This is a genomic window from Rhodopseudomonas palustris, assembly GCF_003591005.1.
Lineage (GTDB): Bacteria > Pseudomonadota > Alphaproteobacteria > Rhizobiales > Xanthobacteraceae > Rhodopseudomonas > Rhodopseudomonas palustris_K.
Window position 1 is genome coordinate 113573 of the sequence record NZ_QYYD01000004.1, and the last position, 19440, is coordinate 133012.

At 65.5% G+C, this 19440-nt stretch carries 16 protein-coding genes; 10 read left to right on the plus strand and 6 right to left on the minus strand.

Features of this window, described 5'->3' with window-relative positions:
* Nucleotides 1–28: 28 nt before the first annotated feature.
* A complete protein-coding gene (locus D4Q52_RS05410; protein ID WP_119855528.1) occupies nucleotides 29–1102 on the minus strand; it encodes a UPF0104 family protein in 1074 nt (357 codons plus the stop codon).
* 397 nt (nucleotides 1103–1499) lie between these two features.
* On the opposite strand from D4Q52_RS05410, the gene D4Q52_RS05415 reads away from it, so the two are divergent.
* Entirely contained in the window at nucleotides 1500–2006 is a 507-nt protein-coding gene (locus D4Q52_RS05415; protein ID WP_119855529.1) for a ferritin-like domain-containing protein, read from the plus strand.
* Nucleotides 2007–2121: 115 nt separating this feature from the next.
* Here D4Q52_RS05415 and D4Q52_RS05420 read toward each other — a convergent pair whose 3' ends face one another.
* Complete coding sequence (locus tag D4Q52_RS05420; RefSeq protein ID WP_119855530.1) at nucleotides 2122–2562, minus strand: hypothetical protein; 441 nt, start codon at nucleotides 2560–2562, stop codon at nucleotides 2122–2124.
* Between the two features lie 293 nt (nucleotides 2563–2855).
* On the opposite strand from D4Q52_RS05420, the gene D4Q52_RS05425 reads away from it, so the two are divergent.
* The 5 genes from D4Q52_RS05425 to D4Q52_RS05450 all read left to right on the plus strand — a co-directional run bounded on the left by D4Q52_RS05425 (nucleotide 2856) and on the right by D4Q52_RS05450 (nucleotide 7420).
* The gene (locus D4Q52_RS05425) at nucleotides 2856–3425 is read left to right on the plus strand and encodes a hypothetical protein (RefSeq protein WP_119855663.1); all 570 of its coding nucleotides are present in this window, start codon (nucleotides 2856–2858) and stop codon (nucleotides 3423–3425) included.
* A gap of 699 nt (nucleotides 3426–4124) precedes the next feature.
* Nucleotides 4125–4676 carry an iron transporter gene (locus D4Q52_RS05435; protein WP_119855532.1) on the plus strand — a complete coding sequence of 184 codons (552 nt, stop codon included), beginning with the start codon at nucleotides 4125–4127 and terminating at the stop codon, nucleotides 4674–4676.
* Between the two features lie 101 nt (nucleotides 4677–4777).
* Nucleotides 4778–5155, plus strand: a complete 378-nt coding sequence (locus tag D4Q52_RS05440) for a cupredoxin domain-containing protein (protein WP_234831085.1) — start codon at nucleotides 4778–4780, stop codon at nucleotides 5153–5155.
* 13 nt (nucleotides 5156–5168) lie between these two features.
* Complete coding sequence (locus tag D4Q52_RS05445; protein WP_119855534.1) at nucleotides 5169–6008, plus strand: FTR1 family iron permease; 840 nt, start codon at nucleotides 5169–5171, stop codon at nucleotides 6006–6008.
* Nucleotides 6005–7420, plus strand: a complete 1416-nt coding sequence (locus D4Q52_RS05450) for a 4Fe-4S binding protein (protein ID WP_119855535.1) — start codon at nucleotides 6005–6007, stop codon at nucleotides 7418–7420. Before D4Q52_RS05445 ends, D4Q52_RS05450 begins: the two co-directional genes overlap by 4 nt.
* A 51-nt stretch (nucleotides 7421–7471) precedes the next feature.
* Here the strand turns inward: D4Q52_RS05450 and D4Q52_RS05455 are convergent, their stop codons facing one another.
* Nucleotides 7472–7903 carry a universal stress protein gene (locus D4Q52_RS05455; protein WP_119855536.1) on the minus strand — a complete coding sequence of 144 codons (432 nt, stop codon included), beginning with the start codon at nucleotides 7901–7903 and terminating at the stop codon, nucleotides 7472–7474.
* 201 nt (nucleotides 7904–8104) lie between these two features.
* Nucleotides 8105–8632: a SixA phosphatase family protein gene (locus D4Q52_RS05460; protein WP_119855537.1), complete on the minus strand. Its 528-nt coding sequence runs from the start codon at nucleotides 8630–8632 to the stop codon at nucleotides 8105–8107.
* A gap of 94 nt (nucleotides 8633–8726) precedes the next feature.
* Between D4Q52_RS05460 and D4Q52_RS05465 the strand changes: the two genes are divergently transcribed.
* The 3 genes from D4Q52_RS05465 (at nucleotide 8727) to D4Q52_RS05475 (ending at nucleotide 12639) form a co-directional block, all read left to right on the plus strand.
* Nucleotides 8727–10175 carry an NAD(P)/FAD-dependent oxidoreductase gene (locus D4Q52_RS05465; RefSeq protein WP_119855538.1) on the plus strand — a complete coding sequence of 483 codons (1449 nt, stop codon included), beginning with the start codon at nucleotides 8727–8729 and terminating at the stop codon, nucleotides 10173–10175.
* A 293-nt stretch (nucleotides 10176–10468) separates the two neighbouring features.
* Nucleotides 10469–10966 (plus strand): peptide-methionine (R)-S-oxide reductase MsrB, encoded by a 498-nt coding sequence (gene msrB, locus D4Q52_RS05470; RefSeq protein ID WP_119855539.1) that lies wholly within the window; start codon nucleotides 10469–10471, stop codon nucleotides 10964–10966.
* 179 nt (nucleotides 10967–11145) lie between these two features.
* Nucleotides 11146–12639 (plus strand): glycosyltransferase family 39 protein, encoded by a 1494-nt coding sequence (locus D4Q52_RS05475; RefSeq protein WP_119855540.1) that lies wholly within the window; start codon nucleotides 11146–11148, stop codon nucleotides 12637–12639.
* 12 nt (nucleotides 12640–12651) lie between these two features.
* Here D4Q52_RS05475 and D4Q52_RS05480 read toward each other — a convergent pair whose 3' ends face one another.
* Nucleotides 12652–12924: a hypothetical protein gene (locus tag D4Q52_RS05480; RefSeq protein WP_119855541.1), complete on the minus strand. Its 273-nt coding sequence runs from the start codon at nucleotides 12922–12924 to the stop codon at nucleotides 12652–12654.
* 93 nt (nucleotides 12925–13017) lie between these two features.
* The gene (locus D4Q52_RS05485; protein WP_119855542.1) at nucleotides 13018–17295 is read right to left on the minus strand and encodes an ATP-binding protein; all 4278 of its coding nucleotides are present in this window, start codon (nucleotides 17293–17295) and stop codon (nucleotides 13018–13020) included.
* 285 nt (nucleotides 17296–17580) lie between these two features.
* On the opposite strand from D4Q52_RS05485, the gene D4Q52_RS05490 reads away from it, so the two are divergent.
* Nucleotides 17581–19413 carry a flagellar hook-basal body complex protein gene (locus D4Q52_RS05490; RefSeq protein ID WP_119855543.1) on the plus strand — a complete coding sequence of 611 codons (1833 nt, stop codon included), beginning with the start codon at nucleotides 17581–17583 and terminating at the stop codon, nucleotides 19411–19413.
* Nucleotides 19414–19440: the final 27 nt, after the last annotated feature.

Here is a 19440-nt window from a genome sequence, read left to right on the forward strand (position 1 = left end):
TGTGCCCGCCGCGAGCCGTCCCGTTCGGTCAGCGCTTTTGCGAGCGCTGCGCCACCTGCCGGACCGGGGCTGCGGCCGCGGCGGGCATCGGGTGGCCGTTGACCGCGGCGGCGCGCTTTTCCTGCCACGGCTTGACCACGCTGAGCCACAGCTCGCGGATGCCCATGATCGAGATCGCGATGCCGAAAGGCAGCAGGAAGTACAGCACGCGGTAGATCAGCAGCGTGGCGATGATGTCCTCGCGGGGGAACATCGGCAGCGCCACCAGCATCGCGGCATCGAACACGCCGAGCGAACCCGGCGCGTGGCTCGCAAAGCCGAGCAGGGTGGCGAGGATGAACACCACTGCCAGCGACACGTAGTCGATATACGGCTCGGACGGCATCAGCAGGTACATCGCCAGCGCGCAGAAGCCGAGATCGACGACGCCGATCAGCACCTGCACCAGCGTCAGCTTGGCGGACGGCAGCACCACTTTCCAGCCGTTCTGGCCGAGTTCGCGGCGCTTTTTGCCGGTCGCCAGCCAAACGAAATACGCCGCGATACCGGCGAGGCAGGCCAAGCCGATCAGCTGATTGACCTGGTCGGGCAGCAGATCCATGGCGCTGGCCGCGGCCGGATGCCAGATCATGCCGATGCCGAGCACGAACAGGTTGCCGAGCCAGAACGTCAGGCCGGAGATGAAGCAGATCTTGGCGACGTCGATCGCCGACAGGCCGTAGTCCGAATAGATCCGGAACCGGATCGCGCCGCCGGTGAACACGGTGGCGCCGAGGTTGTGGCCGATGACGTAGGAGGTGAACGACGACAGCGCCGCGATCCGGTACGGAACGTGCAGCTTGCCGATCGTACGCAGCGCGAAGAAATCGTAGAACGTCAGGGTGCAGAACGCGCCGATCACACACAGTGCCGCCAGCCCGATCTGGGCCGGGCTCTTGTCGGTCAGCGCGGTCAGGATAACGTTGTGATCGACCCCCTTCAGGGTACGGATCAGCGAGGTAATCGCAAAGCCGATAATCAGGATGCTGGCGACGATACCGAGCCGTTTCCAGCCGACATACGTCTTGAAGACACGCCCCAGCGCGCTCAGCAGTCGATGCATTCGTCCTCCCGGCGGGGCGGCAACGCGACGGGAGCCGGCTGCGGCACGGCCTGACACTCGGCACCCGACAAACTCATCCGCGAAAATCCTTAGGGCATAATCGGCCCGCGACGCAATCCGGCCGACACCACTGGATGCCCGATCCATGGAGCGGCGGTTCTCGCTGGCCCTTGACGTGGCGCAAAGGAGCTGGTCGGCCGCGGCATGGCGGCCCTCGAAGTCGGACAGCTCTCACCTGCCGGGCAGATATAGGGCGGCCGGGGCTGCTGCGCCATTGTCTCATGAGACCTCGTCCAAATCCCGGAACGGGTCTCTGCCTGTCTGGTTAACCCGGCAGCCGGAGCGAGCGGGCAGCCCTCGGCAAGCTCCGGACCTTCAACCCCAGAGAGGCCATGCAATGGGACTTTTTACCAAAGACATCAAGACCATGGACGATCTGTTCGTGCATCAGCTGCAGGACATTTATTACGCCGAGCAACAACTCGTGAAGGCGCTGCCGAAGATGGCCGACAAGGCCACTGATCCGATGCTGAAGCAGGGCTTCATGACCCATCTCGAGGAGACCCGCGGGCACGTCAAACGGCTCGAGCAGGTGTTCGAAATGCACGGCGCAAAGGTCAAGGCGGTCAACTGTCCGGCGATCGACGGCATCATTGAAGAGGCCGAGGAGACCGCCGGCGAGGTCGAGGACAAGACCGTGCTCGATGCCGCGCTGATCAACGCCGCGCAAGCGGCCGAACACTATGAGATCGTGCGATACGGCAGCCTCGTGGCCTGGGCGAAGCGACTGGGCCGCAACGATTGCGCGGCCGTGTTGCAGAAGACGCTCGACGAGGAAAAGGCCACCGATAAGAAGCTCACCACTCTGGCGGAGACCTCGATCAACATCCGGGCCGCGAGCTGATCCATAGCGTGCTGATACCATGAGGCTAAACGCCGCGCAGGTGACTGCGCGGCGTTTGTCATGCCGGTGTCACGCGAACTACACGGTCTCGACGACGCTCAGTTGCGCTGATCGGTTAGTTGCGCCGCAATGCGAAGTGCGCGCCGCAGAACGCCATCGCGGCGCCGAGCAGCAGGGCCGCAAGGCCGGTGACGACGCCCGGCGTTGTCGGCCCCGCCGAAGGGGCCGAGGCAGCCTGTCCGGCGGCAGCCAAGACCAGGACGCCGATCGCGATCAGGAACTGTCGCATCCGCGGCGGAATCTGGCCGGCGGCGGCGTGGTGCATCAGCGTCGCGGTGAAGTAGCCGCCGGCAAAGCCGGCCGTCGCCACCAGCCACCAAGCCAGCGCGGCACGCGCCGGCATGAACTCGCCGAGATCGCTCCGCCACAGCCCGCCGAGATCGAGCCCAAGCCGCTGCCCCAGCATATGCAGCGCCAACGCCAGCAGCACGCCGCTGACCAGCGCGCCGGCGAAGATCAGATGCCGAGGGAAATGGGTGAGGTCGGATTTGGACATGGCAGATGTCTAGGACGATGGGCGCCGGTTGGGAAGCGGCAGCGGACAGCCGCGCGCTCTCAGGTCTCGCTATAGCGAGTCCAGCGGCTTTTCGCCGCCTGCGCGAGGAGCCTGACCTGCCATCCGACCGGGGCCTGGTCGGATGCTTGAATTGCACATGAGAAACATCGTTGCGGGCTCCCGCCGCATTGCATCCCGGAGGCCGCTGCGGCAATGACGCAGCGAGCAGGAGGCCAGTGGTGGCAGGAGCGGATCGAGATGCAGGCGCAAAGTCGAAGGCCTCCGACGCGAATCTGGCGGCCGCGACGGACGCCTACGCGTTCAAGGCGTCGCTGATCGGCGCGGCACAGCAGTTCGAATTGACGGATGATGGCCTGGTCTGGCGCATCGGGCCAAAATCCGGGTTGTGGCCCTATGCAACGATCGCAAAGGTGCGGCTCAGCTTCCGGCCGGTATCAATGCAGTCGCAGCGCTTTCGCACCGACCTGGAGGACGATAGCGGCGCCCGACTGCGGATCTTGTCGACGACCTGGCAGACGGTGGCGCTGATGGCGCCGCAAAACGACGCCTATCGCGGCTTCGTTCTGGAGCTCCATCGCCGCATGCAGAGGGCCGGCAGCCGCGCCGAGCTGATCGGCGGGCTGCCTCCGGCTATCCACACCGCAGCACTGGTCGTCGTCGCGCTGGTGGCGGCGGCCATGACCGGGCTGCTCGCCCGCGCGGTGGCGACAGGCTCATGGCCGGGCGCGCTGTTCATCGCCGGCTTCGCCGCGCTGTTCGGCTGGCAGATCGGCGGCTTCATCCGCCGCAACCGCCCCCGGCGCTATGATTTTGCCAATGTGCCAAAGGATCTGCTGCCGTAGCTCACGCCAATCTGATTGCTACGGAACGGCGCTGTTGCTCGTCGACCTGCGCCGTCGCCTTCGACGTTGCGCAGTCGAACGAGGTGCTATCAGCCAAGTGGCGCCGGTAATATTTTCCGCATCGCCAACATTCTGGGAATACTTCGCACAATCGCTCTAAATGCGTATCAGGGTCAAAAGCGTTGTTGATCGGCCCTGCTATCGATCGGCAATCACAAGTTGGGTGCCGATGATGGTTGATGACCAGCAGATAGATCCGCGCGTGGGCCGCGCCCATCGCGATGCTGGCCTCTGGATTTTCCTGGGACGCTTCTGATGCCGCCGATGATTTGTTTCAGATCCACGACGTGAGCGATCATAGCGCGATCGCGCATAGGGGCGATCGCCGGCTTCCGCAAAAAGCGATCCCGTCGCGGCTGCTCACCGCCTGCAATCGCGGCGGCGGTGTGGGCGGATGTGGCGCTTAGTTCGAGCTCGCCGGCATGGTCAGTGCGTCTGGGGCGCAATCAAACAAGCCGCGAGCGATGAGTTGCGACTTGTCCGTCGGCTGACGAAGTACGCGGGTCCCAGTGCCGGAAAGATCGGTTCGATAGGTTCTAACTGATCGTTTGACCGGTGTGCTTGATGTTAGCTGGGGCGATGATCATTAGTTCCATTTTCAGCGCGCATGTTGCGCGCGGCGATGGTGCGAGAGGTAACATGCGAAGAATGATTTCGGCGGGGCTCGGGTTCGGGCTTGCTGTAGTGGCGACGGCAGCGATCGCAAAGGAATATCCGATCGGCAAGCCGCACAGATTGGATGCGGTCGGGCTGGATGTGGCCGCAGTGTATCTGCAGCCTATCGACATGGATCCGCCCGGGATGATGCGGCCCGCAAAGGATTCCGATGTTCACCTCGAAGCCGATATCAAGGCGTTGAAGTCCAACAGGAATGGATACGCCGAAGGCGACTGGGTCGGGTATCTCAAGGTGACCTACGAATTGATCAAGGACGGTGATCCGGACAGCATCAAGGGCGACGCCATGCCGATGGTCGCCAACGATGGTCCGCATTACGGCGACAACGTCAAGCTCAAGGGACCCGGCAAGTACAAGCTGAAATTCACGGTGTCACCGCCCGACGACGACAAGTATGCCGGTCATTTCGGTCGCCACGTCGACAAGGAAACCGGGGTGCAGCCTTGGTTCAAGACGTTCACGGTGGAGTACGACTTCACCTTCGCTGGCGTCGGCAAGAAAGGCGCTTACTGACAACGGCGCGGGGCGCGCCGCCTGGCGGTGCGCCCTCGGCTTGTCGGCGTGGCTGCCGATGGGCGGCATGTACGGATCACGGTAACAGGCCGGATGACGCGATGAAATTGTTTGGAATTGACGGCGGCGCGGCCGTAGCTGGGCGAGGTGTGGCGCGCGCGGTGCTGGCATCGGTGCTGCTGGCCTCGTCGATCACCGGCGCCGCTGCCGATGACGAGCCGACCTTCAGGATCGAGTTCAACGACGGCAAGGTCTCCCCGCAGCGGATCGATGTGCCGGCCCTGACGCGGTTCAAGCTCGAACTGCACAACCTTGGCCGCGAACCGGCGGAATTCGAAAGCAAGGAGCTGCGCAAGGAGAAGGTGCTGGCACCGGGGTCGAGCTCGACCCTGGTGATCAGGACACTCGATCCTGGCGAATATCCCTTCTTCGACGACTTCCACCTCGACGCGCCGCCTGCCGTGTTGATCGCCAAATAAAGCGGAGCCGGCGGTGAGTGCGCAATCCTGGAACGTGGCATTGGTGATCTGGCGCGAGAGCGTCGAAGCGCTGCTGATCGTCGGAATCCTCAACGCCTGGCTGACGCAGCAGCCGCGGGCCGATGCGGTTCGCGGCCGGATCTATCTGTGGTCGGGAGTCGCGGCCGGTCTGGTCGCGGCGGTGACGTTCGGTGCGCTGCTGATCGGCTTTGGCGAGTCTCTGTCCGATGAGCTGCTACAAGCCTATCAGACCGCCGCGGTCCTGATCGCGGCGGCGCTGATCGTGCAGATGGTGATCTGGATGCGGACGCACGCCCGATCGCTGAAGCGCGAACTCGAAGCCTCGCTGCAGCGCGCCGCGGACCGGGCGAACTGGTGGGGGGTGTTCGTCCTGGCCCTGATCGCGGTGGCGCGGGAAGGCAGCGAAACCGTGGTGTTTCTCTACGGAACGCTGGCGGGGGCCCGATCGGACCAAGCGATGACCTTGATCCCGGCGGCGCTGTTCGGCTTCGCGCTCGCGATTGTCACGTACTATGTGCTGCAGCTCGGCAGCCGCGTGGTGTCGTGGCGAGTCTTCTTTCGGCTCACCGAGATCATGCTGCTGTTTCTGGCGGCGTCGCTGCTGGTGACCGGCGTTGATAATCTGATCGGCCTCGGCGTGCTGCCGCCTTTATCGGGACGGCTGTGGGACTCCTCGGCGATCCTGTCCGACAGCGGTGGCGCCGGCGGAATCATCGGGGCTCTGACCGGGTATCGGGCGCGCCCCGACCTTGTTCATGTGCTGGTGTATGGATTGTATTGGGGGCTGATGTGGCTCATTCTCTTCTGGCCACGCCAAGGCAAGGCAGCTTGAGGTCGCTCACCTCGAAATGGAGCCGGGTCACGGGCAGCGACGTCGACCGCGCGCTCGCATTGCTGGGCGAGTGGGTCGGCCGCCATCGGCGTGTGATCGCCGCAATACAATGGACGGTGGTGCTGATCTATGTCGCGTTGCTGGTCATTCCGCCGCTGCTGCCGTTGCCGGAGCGGACCGCGCAGCTTTGGAACAACCTCACGCTGGCGGCACAATTCGCATTCTGGGGCATCTGGTGGCCATTCGTGCTCCTCAGCATGGTGCTGTTCGGCCGGATGTGGTGCGGTGTACTGTGTCCGGAAGGTTCACTCAGCGAGGCTGTCAGCGCTCATAGCCGCGGCTACGCCGTCCCCGGCTGGATCAAATGGAGAGGCTGGCCGTTCGTCGCATTCTCGCTGACGACGATCTACGGCCAGATGATCAGCGTCTATCAATATCCCCAGGCGGCTTTGCTGCTGCTCGGCGGATCCACGCTCGGCGCGATCGGCATCGGGGCGCTGTACGGCCGCAACAAGCGGGTGTGGTGCCGCTATCTCTGCCCGGTCTCGCGCGTGTTCGGGGTGTTGGCCAAGCTCGCGCCGCTGCACTATCAGGTGGATGCTCAGGCGTGGCGGTCCTGGGAGAAGCCGCGCGGGCTTGCGCCGGCGCGGGTCGATTGTGCGCCGCTGGTCGCGATCGGCACGATGAAGGGCAACTCCGCGTGCCATATGTGCGGGCGTTGTAGCGGCTTCCGCGGCGCCATCGCGCTGGCGCGCCGCTCGCCGAACCATGAGATTGTCCACGTGGCCGGGGCCGAACCCAGCCCGGTCGAAACCCTTGTCATTCTGGTCGGATTGCTCGGACTGGCGGCTGGCGCGTTCCATTGGGGATCGAGTTCGATCTTCATTGCGGCGAAGCAGGCGTCCGCCGAGTGGCTGGTCGATCACCACTTGATGTGGCCGCTGCAAGCAGCGGCACCGTGGTGGATCCTCACCAACTATCCAGATCAAAGTGACGTCATGACGTTGCTCGATGGCACTGTCCTGATCAGCTATCTGCTGCTGTTTGCCGTGGTGGTCGCCAGCGGCGTCGGTGGCAGCATTGCCCTTGCGACGCGGCTGCTCGGAGCATGGTCATCGGCGCGCTTTCACCACCTCGTGCAGAGCCTGATCCCGCTCGCGGGCTGCGGCGTGTTTCTGGGGCTGTCGATGACCACGGTGACGCTGCTTGGCCAGAACGGCATCTTTCTCGATTTCGTTTCGTGGCTGCGCGCCCTGATGCTGATCGCCGCTTCCGTCTGGTCGCTCTGGCTCGGCTGGCGGATCGCGGGCCTTTATGCAGGAGGGCGCCGCCGTATAGCCGCCATGCTGCCGCTGGCCGTCGCGGTCGGCGGTGCATCGGCGGTGTGGGCGTCGCTCTTCTGGAGCCTGTAGCGGCAAATTCGGCGCGGTGCCGAACAGCCGCGTTGGAGCCGTCCTGCCCTGCTACGCGGCGTCCCGCACCACCAGCACCGAGCAGGGCGCGTAGCGGACGACGTGGCCGGCGTTGCTGCCGAGGAAGTAGCTCCGCATAGCCGGGCGGTGCGAGCTCATCACGATCAGGTCGGCGCCGATTGCGGTCACTTCTTCGATGATCTCGTGATAGATGCCGCCCTGACGCACCGCCGTCGACAGCCGCGTCGGTTCGATGGCGCAGGCGGCGGCGACGTCGGCGAGCGCCGTCTCGGCATCGCTGCGCTGCTGATCGTCGAAATCGGCCGGCACATATTCGGCGAGCACCACCGGCGTCAGCGCGATCACGTGCAGCAGCCGCACCGTGCCGTCGTAGGTCTGCGCCAGCGTCGCGGCGGTCTCGATCGCTTTCTTGGCCAATGCGGTGTCGGCGAGATCGATCGGTACCAGGATTCTTTTGAACATCGGCAGCCTCCCGTGGTGCCACGGTGAGCGCGGAGTATGACGCACTGGCCGCGTTACGCCAATCGGCAAGAGGACGGGAGCCTAGCGAGAGTAGAGTGAGCCAGGCGCTTGGCGCCGCGCCTGCGCGTGTTCGGCAAGAACGTCCTGTCGTCAGGGATGCCGGGCACCCTCCGCCTTGCGGTCGCGACGCGCCAGCTCGGGTCAGCTCGCCTCGCGCAGAATCTTGGGGCTGACGAAGTGCTGCAGTTTGCCGGTGCCGAAGCGGACGTCGGCCCAGTCGGCGATCGGGAAATCGATTACGGCGATGGCGCTGGTCGGCATATTGCCGGAGAGCAGCTTACGGTCAGTCTCGTTGCAGCCGCAGGTCAGGCCGAGCGCGAGTTCCTGGAGGCCGGGATTGTGCCCGACCAGCATCAGCTGGTTGATGCCGGCGGAGACGTCGTGGACCGCGGCGAGCAGCTGCGCTGGGCTGGCGCTGTACAGTTCCGGAAGATGTTCGACCTGCGGCTCGGCATCCGGAAACAGCTCGGCGAGGATGTCCCAGGTCTGCCGGGTGCGTGTCGCGGTCGACACCAGCACCTGATCCGGCACCAGCCGCTGCTCCGCCAGCCATGCCGCCATCGCGGCGGCGTCCGCCCGGCCGCGCTCCTCGAGCCGGCGATCGTGGTCCTTGCCGGTGGGCGCATCCGATTCGGTCTTGGCGTGACGCAGCAGGATCAGTCGGCGCATGTGTCCCTTTCCGGCGGGGGCTTGCTTGCGGATTAATCGAGAAGCGCCGGGAGGACAAGGTGACAATCGCCCGGGCTGTCCGTAAGGAAACGTCATGACCCCGTCCGTCACAAGTGCGACCAATGGACCGGACCCGCTCCCGACCGAAGCGGCCGAGGATCTGCATGCGCGGCTGACCTTCGACCTCGACGTCGATCTGTGCGTGGTCGGGGCCGGCCTCGCCGGGCTGTCGGTGGCGCTGGAGGCGGCGCAACTCGGGCTCAGTGTCGCGGTGCTGGAAGGGCGTCGGGTCGGCTGGGCGGCCTCGAGCGCGACGCTCGGCAGCGTCCTGCCGGGCTACGGCGTGCCGATCGGCGAGCTGATCGAGCGGGTCGGGGTCGGACATGCCGGCGACCTTTGGGCGCTGTCGCGCGAGGGCATGGAAATCGTCCGCGCCCGGGCCACCGAAGAGGCGATGCCGGGCATCGCGCTGTCGTCGGGCGCGCTCGAAGTCTCCAATGTCGATCTCGGCGATCGGCTGGTCGAGCGGCTGCAGACGCTCGGCGTCGACTTCGGTTCGGAGGTCGAAGGCTGGCCCATCGACCGCGTCCGGGAGGTGCTGCGAACGCAGCGCTACTTCCACGCCATTCATTTTCCCGACGCGTTTCAGCTCGACGGCCGGCGCTATCTCCGCGGGCTCGAGGCCATGGCGCGGCGCGCCGGGGTGCGGATTTTCGAGGATACGCCGGCGCTCGGCATCGACTCATCGGGGATCCGCAAGCGGGTCGTCACGCCGCATGCGCGGCTGCGCGCGTCCGATATCGTGCTGGCCGGCAACGTGCATCTCGGCGCCGCGTCGCCGCGGCTGACGCGGACGCTGCTGCCGATGTGGCGCGTTGCGGCGTTGACCGCGCCGCTCGGCGAGCGGCTGGCCGAGGCGATCGCCTTCGCCGGCTCGATCGCTGATACCCATGGTGTCGACCATTATCGCATCGTCGGCGGCGACCAGCTGTTATGGACAGGGCCGGAGGCCACCTTCAACGTACCGCCGAAACGGCTGGAGGGACTGATCCGCCGCCGGATCGCGGCGCTCTATCCGCAACTCGGCAGCGTCGCGATCGAGCGCAGCTGGAGCGCGCCGATCGGCCAGACCGTGCACGGCATGCCGCAGATCGGCGAACTGCGGCGCGGGCTGTGGGTGGCGAGCGGGTTCGGACGGCAGGGATTGGCCACGACGGCGCTCGCCGGCAGCCTGATCGCGCAGGGCATCGTCCACGGCGATCGGCGCTGGCGGCTGTTCGATCCGTTCGAGCTCGTGTGGGCGGGCGGCAAGATCGGCCGCGTGGTCGGGCAGGGCGTTGCGATCGCGGAGCGCCGCACCGCGATCGCTGCCGGCATGCTGGCGCGCTACCGCGAGCGGGCCGCCGAGCGTAGCCGGCAAAGCGAGGAGCGGCGAGAGGCCGCCAATCGCAGCGTGCGGCGGTCGCCGCCGGGGCGAATATCAGTCACGCCGCCGGACGCCGAAGCTTCGCAACGCGGCCGTGGCAACGAGAGCGGCACGTAAATCTACCACGGCGCAAGCTGAATCAGAGACCGCCACCCTGATGAATGTGAGGTCAGCCCGCTGACAGCCGGCGGCTGGTCGAAAGCGTCGATAGTTGTCCAGACGTCGCAACATGAACGGTTTCTGAACGGACGGCCGGATTTGATATCAACGTAATTTGTACTCCGAACCCACGCGCGGGTTCGCGACATTGTGAGCCTACAACCGGCGATCTGTTGTAACTTCCTGCGCCGCGGTCACGTATCTCCGCCCGACGAACCGGGCGCTCACGCCCGCCCTGCACGGAGACTGTTATGATCGACCGCCGCATGCTTTTTTCTTCCGTCGCCATTGCCGTGTCGTATGGCGTCAGCTGGCTGCGGCCGATCGAGGCCCGCGCGGCCGAGAAATTCGAGATCGAGAAGACGCCCGAGGAATGGCGGGCGCAGCTGACGCCGATGCAGTATCACATCCTGCGCGAGGAGGGCACCGAGCGGCCGTTCACCAGCCCGTTGCTGAAGGAGCACCGCAAGGGCACGTTCGCTTGCGCGGGCTGTGACCTGCCGCTGTTCGCGTCCGACACCAAGTATGACAGCGGCACCGGCTGGCCGAGCTTCTGGCAGCCGCTGCCGAATGCGGTGGGCGAGCGCAAGGACTCGACGCTCGGCATGATCCGCACCGAGGTGCACTGCCGCCGCTGCGGCGGTCATCTCGGCCACGTGTTCGACGACGGTCCGAAGCCGACAGGCCTGCGCTACTGCATGGACGGCTACGCGCTGACCTTCAAGCCGGCGGCGGAGAACCGTAGCTAACTCACTCGGCAGGTCCCGCCTGATCAGAGCGGCGTCGGCTCGCGGAATTGTCAGTTGCGGTGTCGCTGCGTCGCAGCGTGAAGGTTTTCCGGAAGGAAAGTCGCGGCTGCGATTGACAAGGCCGCGCCGCGTCCCCCATCAAGCCGCCAACATTAACTTTTGGATATGTTGGCGGCGGAATGGATCGCACATTATCCCGATCGGGATTCTCCATCGGCCTGATCGGGCTGGTTGCATTCGCGCTGCTGCTACCTGTGGGGCTGGCGGCGCTGGTCTTTCCCACTCCGCTTTACGACACTCGCGAGCTGGTTGCGTGGGGGCGGCATTTCCCGCTGGTGACGCCGGTGCACCCGCCGATGATGGTGTGGGCCGGTGGCATCGTCGACCGGCTGTTCGGACCGTCCGGCACCGCGATCGTCGCCGCCAATCAGATCTGCCTGGCGATCGGTCTCGCGTATCTCTACGCAACTCTGCGGCTGCTGGTCGAACGCGGCATGGCGGCCTACATGGTGGCGCTGACCGCGGCCTCGTTCTACGTCGTGTTCGCGCCGCTGTCTTGGGCGCTCAACGCCGATATCCTGCAGCTGATGTCGTGGCCTGCGGTGCTGTATCACTTCCTGCGCGGTCGCAGCACCGATCGCTGGCTGCACTGGATCCTGTTCGGTGTCTGGACCGCGATCGCGGCGCTGACCAAGTACAATGCGGCGGTGCTGCTGATCGGCATCGCTGCCGGCGCGCTGGCCGTGCCGTCGTTCCGAGCCTGCCTGCGGCGGCCGGGCCTGTACGTCGCCGCACTGATCGGCGTGCTGCTGATCCTGCCGCACGTCCTTGCGGCGCTACAGGTCGGCACGACGATCCATTACGGCGAGCGGCATTTCAAAGGCTTCGGCTCGGCGGCGGACACTGCGCGCCGGCTCGGCTGGCTGATCGTCGGTTACTTGCCGATCCTGCTGCCGGGCGCCGTCATTCTGGCGATCTCGGTGACGCGGCGAATGATGCTGTGGCGCGTGCCGCGATTCGTAGCGGCAAGCGACGAGCTGAAGTTCGTCGTCATCGTCAACATCGCGATGGTCGCGGTGCTGCTGGTGCTGATCGTCGGCTTCGGCCTGGAATATATCGCGCGTTACGGCGCGCCGTTCGCGGAGCTGTCGGTGCTGGCACTGGCGCCGCTGTTTGTCTGGGCGGCCGATCGGCGCGACGCCGTGATGCACCAGACCGCGGCGGCGCTCGGCCTGGTGTATGGCGGATTGGCGATCGCGGTGTCGGTGATCTACCTGTTTTTTGCCTCGCACAGCGGGTTGCAGGAGGCGACCGCGCAGGCGGCGCGGATGGTGCTCGACGATTGGAACAGCAAGTACGCCTGCGGGCCGGGGTATTTCCTCGGCGATCGCCAGACGGTGTACGGGATTGGGATCGGCGCCGGTCCTGACGGCGACTCGATGGCGCTCGAGTTCGTTCCCAAGGCGCGCTGGTTCGACCGCAACAAGCTGACGACGAAGGGCGCCGTGCTGATCTACACGTTGCCGCAGGTGCCGGCGAATTTCGCGGCGGCATTTCCCGATCTGGCGATGTCCGAGGAAAAGCGCATCACCGTGCCGGTGCTGCGCACCCATACCGGCAAGACCAAGGACTACTTCTATCGGCTGGTGCCGCCGAAGGATTGCGGTCGCTGAAGCCGCGGCCGCTCAGCCGACCAGCATCCGCCACTTCTCGGCGGCCTCGATCGCAGCAGGGCGCAGGGCATCCGCCGGCATGCCGCGATGCAGCGCCTTGGCGTAATCGCAGACGGCCATGAAGGTCGACGCCCGCGCCTCGTCGACCTCGAACGAGTGCGGCGTGCCGTCGCCCTGCACCAGCCCGACCAGACCGTTGAGGATGCCGAGCGCCGCCTTCGGGTCGCTCAGCTCGGTCTGTTGCAGACATTGCAGCACATGCTGTGCCATTTCGCCTTCGCTCATACCCGTCTTGTCCACTGTTGGTTTCGCCGCCTGATATCACGACGGGGAGTGGATGTCCTGATCTGGCGCAAGCGCCGGAATCGTTGGTGGGACTCAGCCCAGCGTCCTGGCGGACGTCGCCAGCGCCCGCCGCAACACCTTGGACAGATCCTCCACCGAATAAGGCTTGTGCAGCAGTTCGAAACCGTGGTGGCCGTCGTCGGCGAGGACGTTGGCATAGCCCGAGTTGAGCACGACCGGCAGGTCCGGCCAGCGCTTGCGGATCTCACGGCCCAGCGCGACGCCGTCCATTCCGGGCATGACAACGTCGCTGAGCACGATGTTGAAGGATGCGGCGTCCTGCCCGAGCAGCTGCAACGCTTTTTCGGCGCTCGACGCCAACACGGTTTCGTAGCCGAGATCGTGCAGCAGCTGGGTCGAGAACTCGCCGACCTCCGCATTGTCTTCAACCACCAGGACGCGGTTGCGGTTCTGCAATTTGTCATTGTCGCTCGGTGCGGCGGGCTCGCGCAGATCGATCGGTTTGTCACTGCGCGGCAGCCGCAGCGTAATCGTGGTGCCCTTGCCGAGCTGGCTGTCGACGCTGACGTGGCCGCCGGATTGCTTGACGAAGCCGTAGACCTGCGAAAGCCCGAGCCCCGTGCCGCGGCCGACGTCCTTGGTGGTGAAGAACGGCTCGAAGATGCGGTCGATCTGATCGGGCGCGATACCCGAGCCGGTGTCGGTGATCGACACGGCGACCACTTCGGCGATGCCGGCGGCGTCTTCCTGGTAGGTCGGGCGAGCGCGGGTGACGCGGATCTCCAGTTCGCCCTGGCCGTCCATCGCGTCGCGAGCGTTGGCGACGAGGTTGACTAGCGCCGCATCGAACTGATTGGCGTCGGCCTCGACGGCGAGCGGCCGTTCGTCGATCGTCAACGTGAAGCCGGCGCGCGAGCCGAGCGCCGTGCGCAGCATCTCCGAGATCTGTTCGATCTGCGCGGTGACGTCGAACACCTGGCGGTTCTGCGCGTGGCGGCGGGCAAAGGTGAGAAGCTGACCGGTGAGCTTGGCGGCGCGGTCGGCGGTATCAGAGATTGCGTCGACGTAGCCCCGCATCCGATCGGGCGGCAGCTCGCGCCGACGCAGCAGATCGGCCGACGAACGGATCACGGTCAGCAGATTGTTGAAGTCGTGCGCGACTCCGCCGGTGAGCTGGCCGATCGCTTCCATCTTCTGGGCCTGCCTGAAGGCTTCCTCGGCCTTGCGTCGCTCGGTGATCTCGACGGCCTCGGGAACGATGGCGATGACCTGGCCTTGCGCGTCGTGCACCGGGCGCATCTGAAAGTCGAACCAGCGCCAGCCGCCGACCGGCAGATTGACGTGCAGCTCGCGCCGCACCGTTCTGCCCGCCGCAACGGCCGCAACGGCTTCCTTGATCATCTCGGCCATGCCATGCGTGCCGGCGAACCAGGGTGTCTCCCATAGCGGCTTGCCGACCACCTGTTCGAGCGCAACGCCGATGCCGGACAGCGACGTCAGGTTGGCGTCGATCAGCACCCCGTTCACGTCGAGCAGCGCCTGGTAGGTGTAGCTGGCGGCGAAGATGGTGCGCAGCCGCGCTTCCTTCTGCCGCAACTCGGCGGTGCGCGCGGCGACCTGCTCCTCGAGCTGTTCGTTGAGGTTTCGCATCGCCGTCTCGGCGCGCTTGCGCTCCGTGATGTCGCGGAAATACACCGATACGCTGCTGGAGTTGGTCGGGGTGACGCGGAAGTGAAACCAGCGTCCGCTCGGCGGATGCTCGATCTCGAACTCCGAGCCGGCACGGCCATCCATCGCGCGGCGCAACGTGGCCTCGATCCGGCTTCCCTTCAGCGCCGGATAGATATCCTGGCAGATTTTGCCGATCAGTTCCGACGCCGGCCGCCGCATCATCCGCTCGGCCGCGGCGTTGACGTATGTAAAGCGATACTCGCTGTCGATCGCGACGAAGCCGTCGCTGATACTGGCGAGGATGCTCTCGGCACGGTCGCGGGCCGCCTGTGCTTCCTGCCGCAGGGCGTGCTCGGTCCGCAGCGCCTCGCGCCGCACCTCGGCGGTGTCGAGATTGGAGCGGACCCGCGCCAGCAATTCGCGGGCGCTGAACGGTTTGCTGAGATAATCGTCGGCGCCGGCCTCGAGTCCTTCGACCTTGGCTTCTTCGCCGGCGCGGGCCGACAGGAAGATCACCGGCAGGTCGGCCAGCTTGGGATCGTTACGGAGCGCCTTGAGCAGGTTCAGGCCGTCGAGCCGCGGCATCATGATGTCGGACAGCACCAGATCCGGCCGTCGTTTCCAGGCCGCCTCCAGCGCCGCGACGCCGTCGCCGACGGCTTCGACCTCGTAGCTGTCGCCGAGCAGACGGACGACGTAGTCGCGCATGTCGGGATTATCGTCGGCGAGCAGGACGCGAGGCCGCGCCTCGTCGGTGCGAATGCTGCCGAGCCCGAGGTCCTCGGCGGTCGACGCATGCGGGCGATCAATGGCCGCGCCGCTATCGCCTTCCAGCCAGCCCATCGCCTCGTCGAGATAGGCCTGGGCGCGAACGTTGGTGGAGACTTGATGCGAGACAGGCTGCGGCCGGCCGGCCGGCACATGCGCGGTGCCGAACGGCAGGGTCACATGGAACGCGCTGCCACGGCCGAGTTCGCTCTCCACCCGGATGCTGCCGCTGTGCAGCTTGACCAACTCCTGCACCAGCGCAAGGCCGATGCCGCTGCCTTCGATCGAGCGGCCGCGCGCACCTTCGACGCGGCGGAAGCGCTCGAACAGATGCGGGATCTCGTCGGACGGGATGCCGGTGCCGGTGTCGCGCACCACGATCTCGGCCGACTTTCCGTCTGGCGATGTGCCGACCGATACGGCGATCTCGCCCTCGAAGGTGAACTTGAAAGCATTGGAGAGCAGGTTGAGCACCACCTTCTCCCACATGTCGCGATCGACATAGACCGGCTGCGGCAGCGGCAACGTCTCGATCACCAGCCGCAGGCCGGCCTTGTCCATCGCGGAGCGGAAGTTGGAGGCGAGCTCGGCCGTGAACGCCGCCAGATCGACCGGACGGAAATGCGCGGTGAGACGGCCGGCCTCGATCCGGGCGAAGTCGAGCAGGGTGTTGACCAGCTTCAGCAGCCGAAGGCCATTACGATGAGCGATGCCGAGCAAAGCGTGCTGGTCGTCCGACAATCCGGTCTGGGTGATCACTTCCTCGAGCGGGCTCAGCATCAGCGTCAGCGGCGTGCGGAATTCGTGGCTGACGTTGGAGAAGAATGCGGTCTTGGCGCGGTCGATCTCGGCCAGCGCCTCGGCGCGGCGGCGCTCTTCTTCATAGGCGTCGGCATTGGTGATCGCGGCGGCGATCTGGCCAGCCACCAGCGCAAGGAAGTCGCGATAGCCGGCATCGTACAGCCGGAACGGATTGAGCCCGGCGATCAGGAAGCCGGAAGGTCCGGCGTCGCCGCTCGACTGGATCGGCAGCACGATGGCGCGGGCGGGGGGGCTGCGCCAGCCGCCGGTCGGGAAATCGAAGCCGAATCGGCCCGGAAGGTCGTCGACCAGTTGCGGCGTGCCCGATTGCAGGGTGTCCGCGACCGGCCAGATTTCTGCGCCAAACGCCAGCGACAGCACAGGCTTGACGCCGGGATGGTTGGTGTCGATGCCGGCCGAGGTTGCGAGCCGCGCGGTCTCGCCGCCGGGCTCGACCAGATAGATGAGCGCGAATGGAAGATCGCGGGGATCGGTCGCCAGCGCAGCGGCGCTGCTCTCGCAGGCCTGCGCGACGTTGCGGGATTGCGCCGCGTTGCTCGCCACCTCTCGCAGCAGCGACAGCTGGCGCTCACTGATGACGCGCTGGGTATCATCGCTGTTGGCGCAGAAGATGCCGCCGGGCGAACCGTCTTCGGTCGGGATCGGACTGTACGAGAAGGTGTAATAGGTCTCTTCCGGGAAGCCGTTGCGCTCCATGATCAGGAGCTGGGCTTCGACGTAAGTACCCTCATGGCCGCTGGTGGCTTTGGCGAGCAGCGGCGCGATGTCGTCCCAGATTTCGTGCCAGACCTCGCGAGTCGGCAATCCCAGCGCCCACGGGTGCTTGCCGCCGATGATCGCCTTGTAGGCGTCGTTATAGAAGAAGATCAGCTCGCTGCCCCAGCCGATCCAGATCGGCTGTTGTGACGTCAGCATGATCCGGACGGCAGTCTTGAGCGCCTGCGGCCACTGCTCGGGCGGCCCCAATGGGGTGGACGTCCAATCGAACTCGCGAAACAGCGCCGTCAGTTCACCTCGACCGAGGAACAGATTGTCGAAACCGGTCGATCCGTCTCCGCGCGATACAACCGGAAATTTTAGGTCGGCCAACGCTGCCCCCGACACGAATTGAACGGTGCGAACGCCTGCGTGTTCAAAAAGTTCCGAGCCGACCATTCCGGCGCGGAACCTTTGCCCAGGGAGCGAATGCGGAGCCGGCAAATCTTGCCGGAGCCGGCAATTCCGCCACGGCGATGGCCGCGCTTCAAATCAGCAAAGGGCCTGAAACTATAGAGCTTTCGCTGATGGCACGGAGCTTGCGACGAGCGCGTGAGATCGTGTCGCACCTGACAGCACAGCCAGCCGCATGGCGGCTCGAATTGGGGGAAGTGAGTAATGGGTATTTTCGGCGCTCTCAACACGTCGGTCGCAGGCCTGCGCTCGAACTCCTACGCGCTGGAGAACATCTCGGGTAACATTGCCAACTCCCAGACCACCGCCTTCAAGCGGGTCGATACCTCGTTCCTCGATCTGGTCCCGCAGGGCGGCGGCACCAGCCAGCAGGTCGCGGGCTCGGTAACGGCTGAATCGCGGCTGACCAACACGCTCGCTGGTTCGGTCCAGTCGGCGCCAGTATCGACCTACATGGCGATCAACGGCGAAGGCTTCTTCGCCGTGCAGAAGCCGGGGGCGTTCACCGACAACAATCCGATCTTCACCGGCGTCAACAACTACACTCGTCGCGGCGATTTCTCGCTCGACAAGAACGGCTATCTGGTCAACGGCGCGGGCTATTACTTGCAGGGCGTGCCGATCGACCCAACCACTGGCAATCCGGCCGGCAGCACCCCGCAGGTGCTGAAGTTCCAGAACGATTTCCTGCCATCGCAGGCGACCACCAAGGTCAGCTATCGGGCGAATTTGGCGAGCTACCCGCTGACGACCAAACACGACACCTCGGTGCCAGGCTCGGAGTTGCTGCGCGCCGCCGATTTCGTGTCCAACCCGCAGGTTGCCGGCACTGCGCCGCCGCCGTTTGGTGACAACATCAAGGTCGGTTTGCCGATGAACAACAAAGCCGGCAGCCCGATCACCGGGGCGACGTTGCTCAAAGGCGCCTCAGGCGACGCTATTACCACCAACTTCACGGTCGCCGATACGGTCACGGTGGGGAAGGGCGCCGCGGCGAAGACGATCGCATTCTACGATTCCGGTGCCGGCGGGGCGGCGGGTTCGGATCCCAACACCAGCTATCTTGACCTTGCCAGCGCGACCGTCGCGGACCTGCTCGGGGCGATCGACACCGCGAACGGCAACACCGGTACGGCATCCTCGGTCACCGGCGGCTCGCTGACGCTGCACACCGGGACGGCGTCCGACTTGTCCATCACGTCCACAGCCGCAGGCTTTGGCACGCTCGGCCTGACCAGCCCCGTAACGGTGATGCGCACCGGCGGCGGCACGACGGGGACCGGGCAAGTGATCGGCAGCGACAACCAGACCTTCCTCGACGAATCGATTTCGGGCGGCGCCACGACTGCCTATGATGCCAGCGGCGCGCCGGTGAACGTGCAGTTCCGTTGGGCCAAGACCGATTCATCGACGCTCGGTGCCGGCCATACCGATACCTGGAACCTGTTCTATCAGGTCAATCCCAACGCCACCGGCAGCCAGGTGGCCTGGCAGAACGTCAACACCAACTTCACCTTCAACGCCACCGGCCAAATGAACCCGGTGATCGGCCAGCTGACGCTGTCCAATCTCACGGTTTCCGGTGTGTCGCTCGGCAACGTGACGATGTCGTTCGGCACCGGCGGCCTGACCCAGTTCGCCGACACCAACGGCAACGTGCAGGTCAATCAGCTGCAGCAGGATGGCTACGCCGCCGGGCAGCTGGTCAGCGTTTCGGTCAGTGACGAAGGCCGGGTGGTCGGCTCGTATTCCAACGGCCGAAACATCGACCTCGCCGAAGTGTCGGTCGCGACGTTCAACGGCGCCAACTTCCTGAAGCGGATCGATGGCGGCGCTTTCGAGGTCACCAACGAATCCGGCGAGCCGCTGTACGGCAGGGGCGGCAGTATCTCGGGCTCGTCGCTGGAATCGTCCAACACGGACATTGCGGACGAATTCACCAAGCTGATCGTCACGCAGCAAGCCTATTCGGCCAACACCAAAGTCATCACCACGGCCAACACCATGGTGCAGGACCTGCTCAACGTGATGCGCTGAGGCGCATCGCACGCATCGTTCGTCATG

Excerpts from the sequence above, each read along its gene's own strand:
- D4Q52_RS05410 (WP_119855528.1), bottom strand. The coding sequence starts at position 1,102 with ATGCATCGACTGCTGAGCGCGCTGGGGCGTGTCTTCAAGACGTATGTC.
- D4Q52_RS05415 (WP_119855529.1), top strand. The coding sequence starts at position 1,500 with ATGGGACTTTTTACCAAAGACATCAAGACCATGGACGATCTGTTCGTG.
- D4Q52_RS05420 (WP_119855530.1), bottom strand. The coding sequence starts at position 2,562 with ATGTCCAAATCCGACCTCACCCATTTCCCTCGGCATCTGATCTTCGCC.
- D4Q52_RS05435 (WP_119855532.1), top strand. The coding sequence starts at position 4,125 with ATGCGAAGAATGATTTCGGCGGGGCTCGGGTTCGGGCTTGCTGTAGTG.
- D4Q52_RS05440 (WP_234831085.1), top strand. The coding sequence starts at position 4,778 with ATGAAATTGTTTGGAATTGACGGCGGCGCGGCCGTAGCTGGGCGAGGT.
- D4Q52_RS05455 (WP_119855536.1), bottom strand. The coding sequence starts at position 7,903 with ATGTTCAAAAGAATCCTGGTACCGATCGATCTCGCCGACACCGCATTG.
- D4Q52_RS05460 (WP_119855537.1), bottom strand. The coding sequence starts at position 8,632 with ATGCGCCGACTGATCCTGCTGCGTCACGCCAAGACCGAATCGGATGCG.
- D4Q52_RS05465 (WP_119855538.1), top strand. The coding sequence starts at position 8,727 with ATGACCCCGTCCGTCACAAGTGCGACCAATGGACCGGACCCGCTCCCG.
- msrB (WP_119855539.1), top strand. The coding sequence starts at position 10,469 with ATGATCGACCGCCGCATGCTTTTTTCTTCCGTCGCCATTGCCGTGTCG.
- D4Q52_RS05475 (WP_119855540.1), top strand. The coding sequence starts at position 11,146 with ATGGATCGCACATTATCCCGATCGGGATTCTCCATCGGCCTGATCGGG.
- D4Q52_RS05480 (WP_119855541.1), bottom strand. The coding sequence starts at position 12,924 with ATGAGCGAAGGCGAAATGGCACAGCATGTGCTGCAATGTCTGCAACAG.
- D4Q52_RS05490 (WP_119855543.1), top strand. The coding sequence starts at position 17,581 with ATGGGTATTTTCGGCGCTCTCAACACGTCGGTCGCAGGCCTGCGCTCG.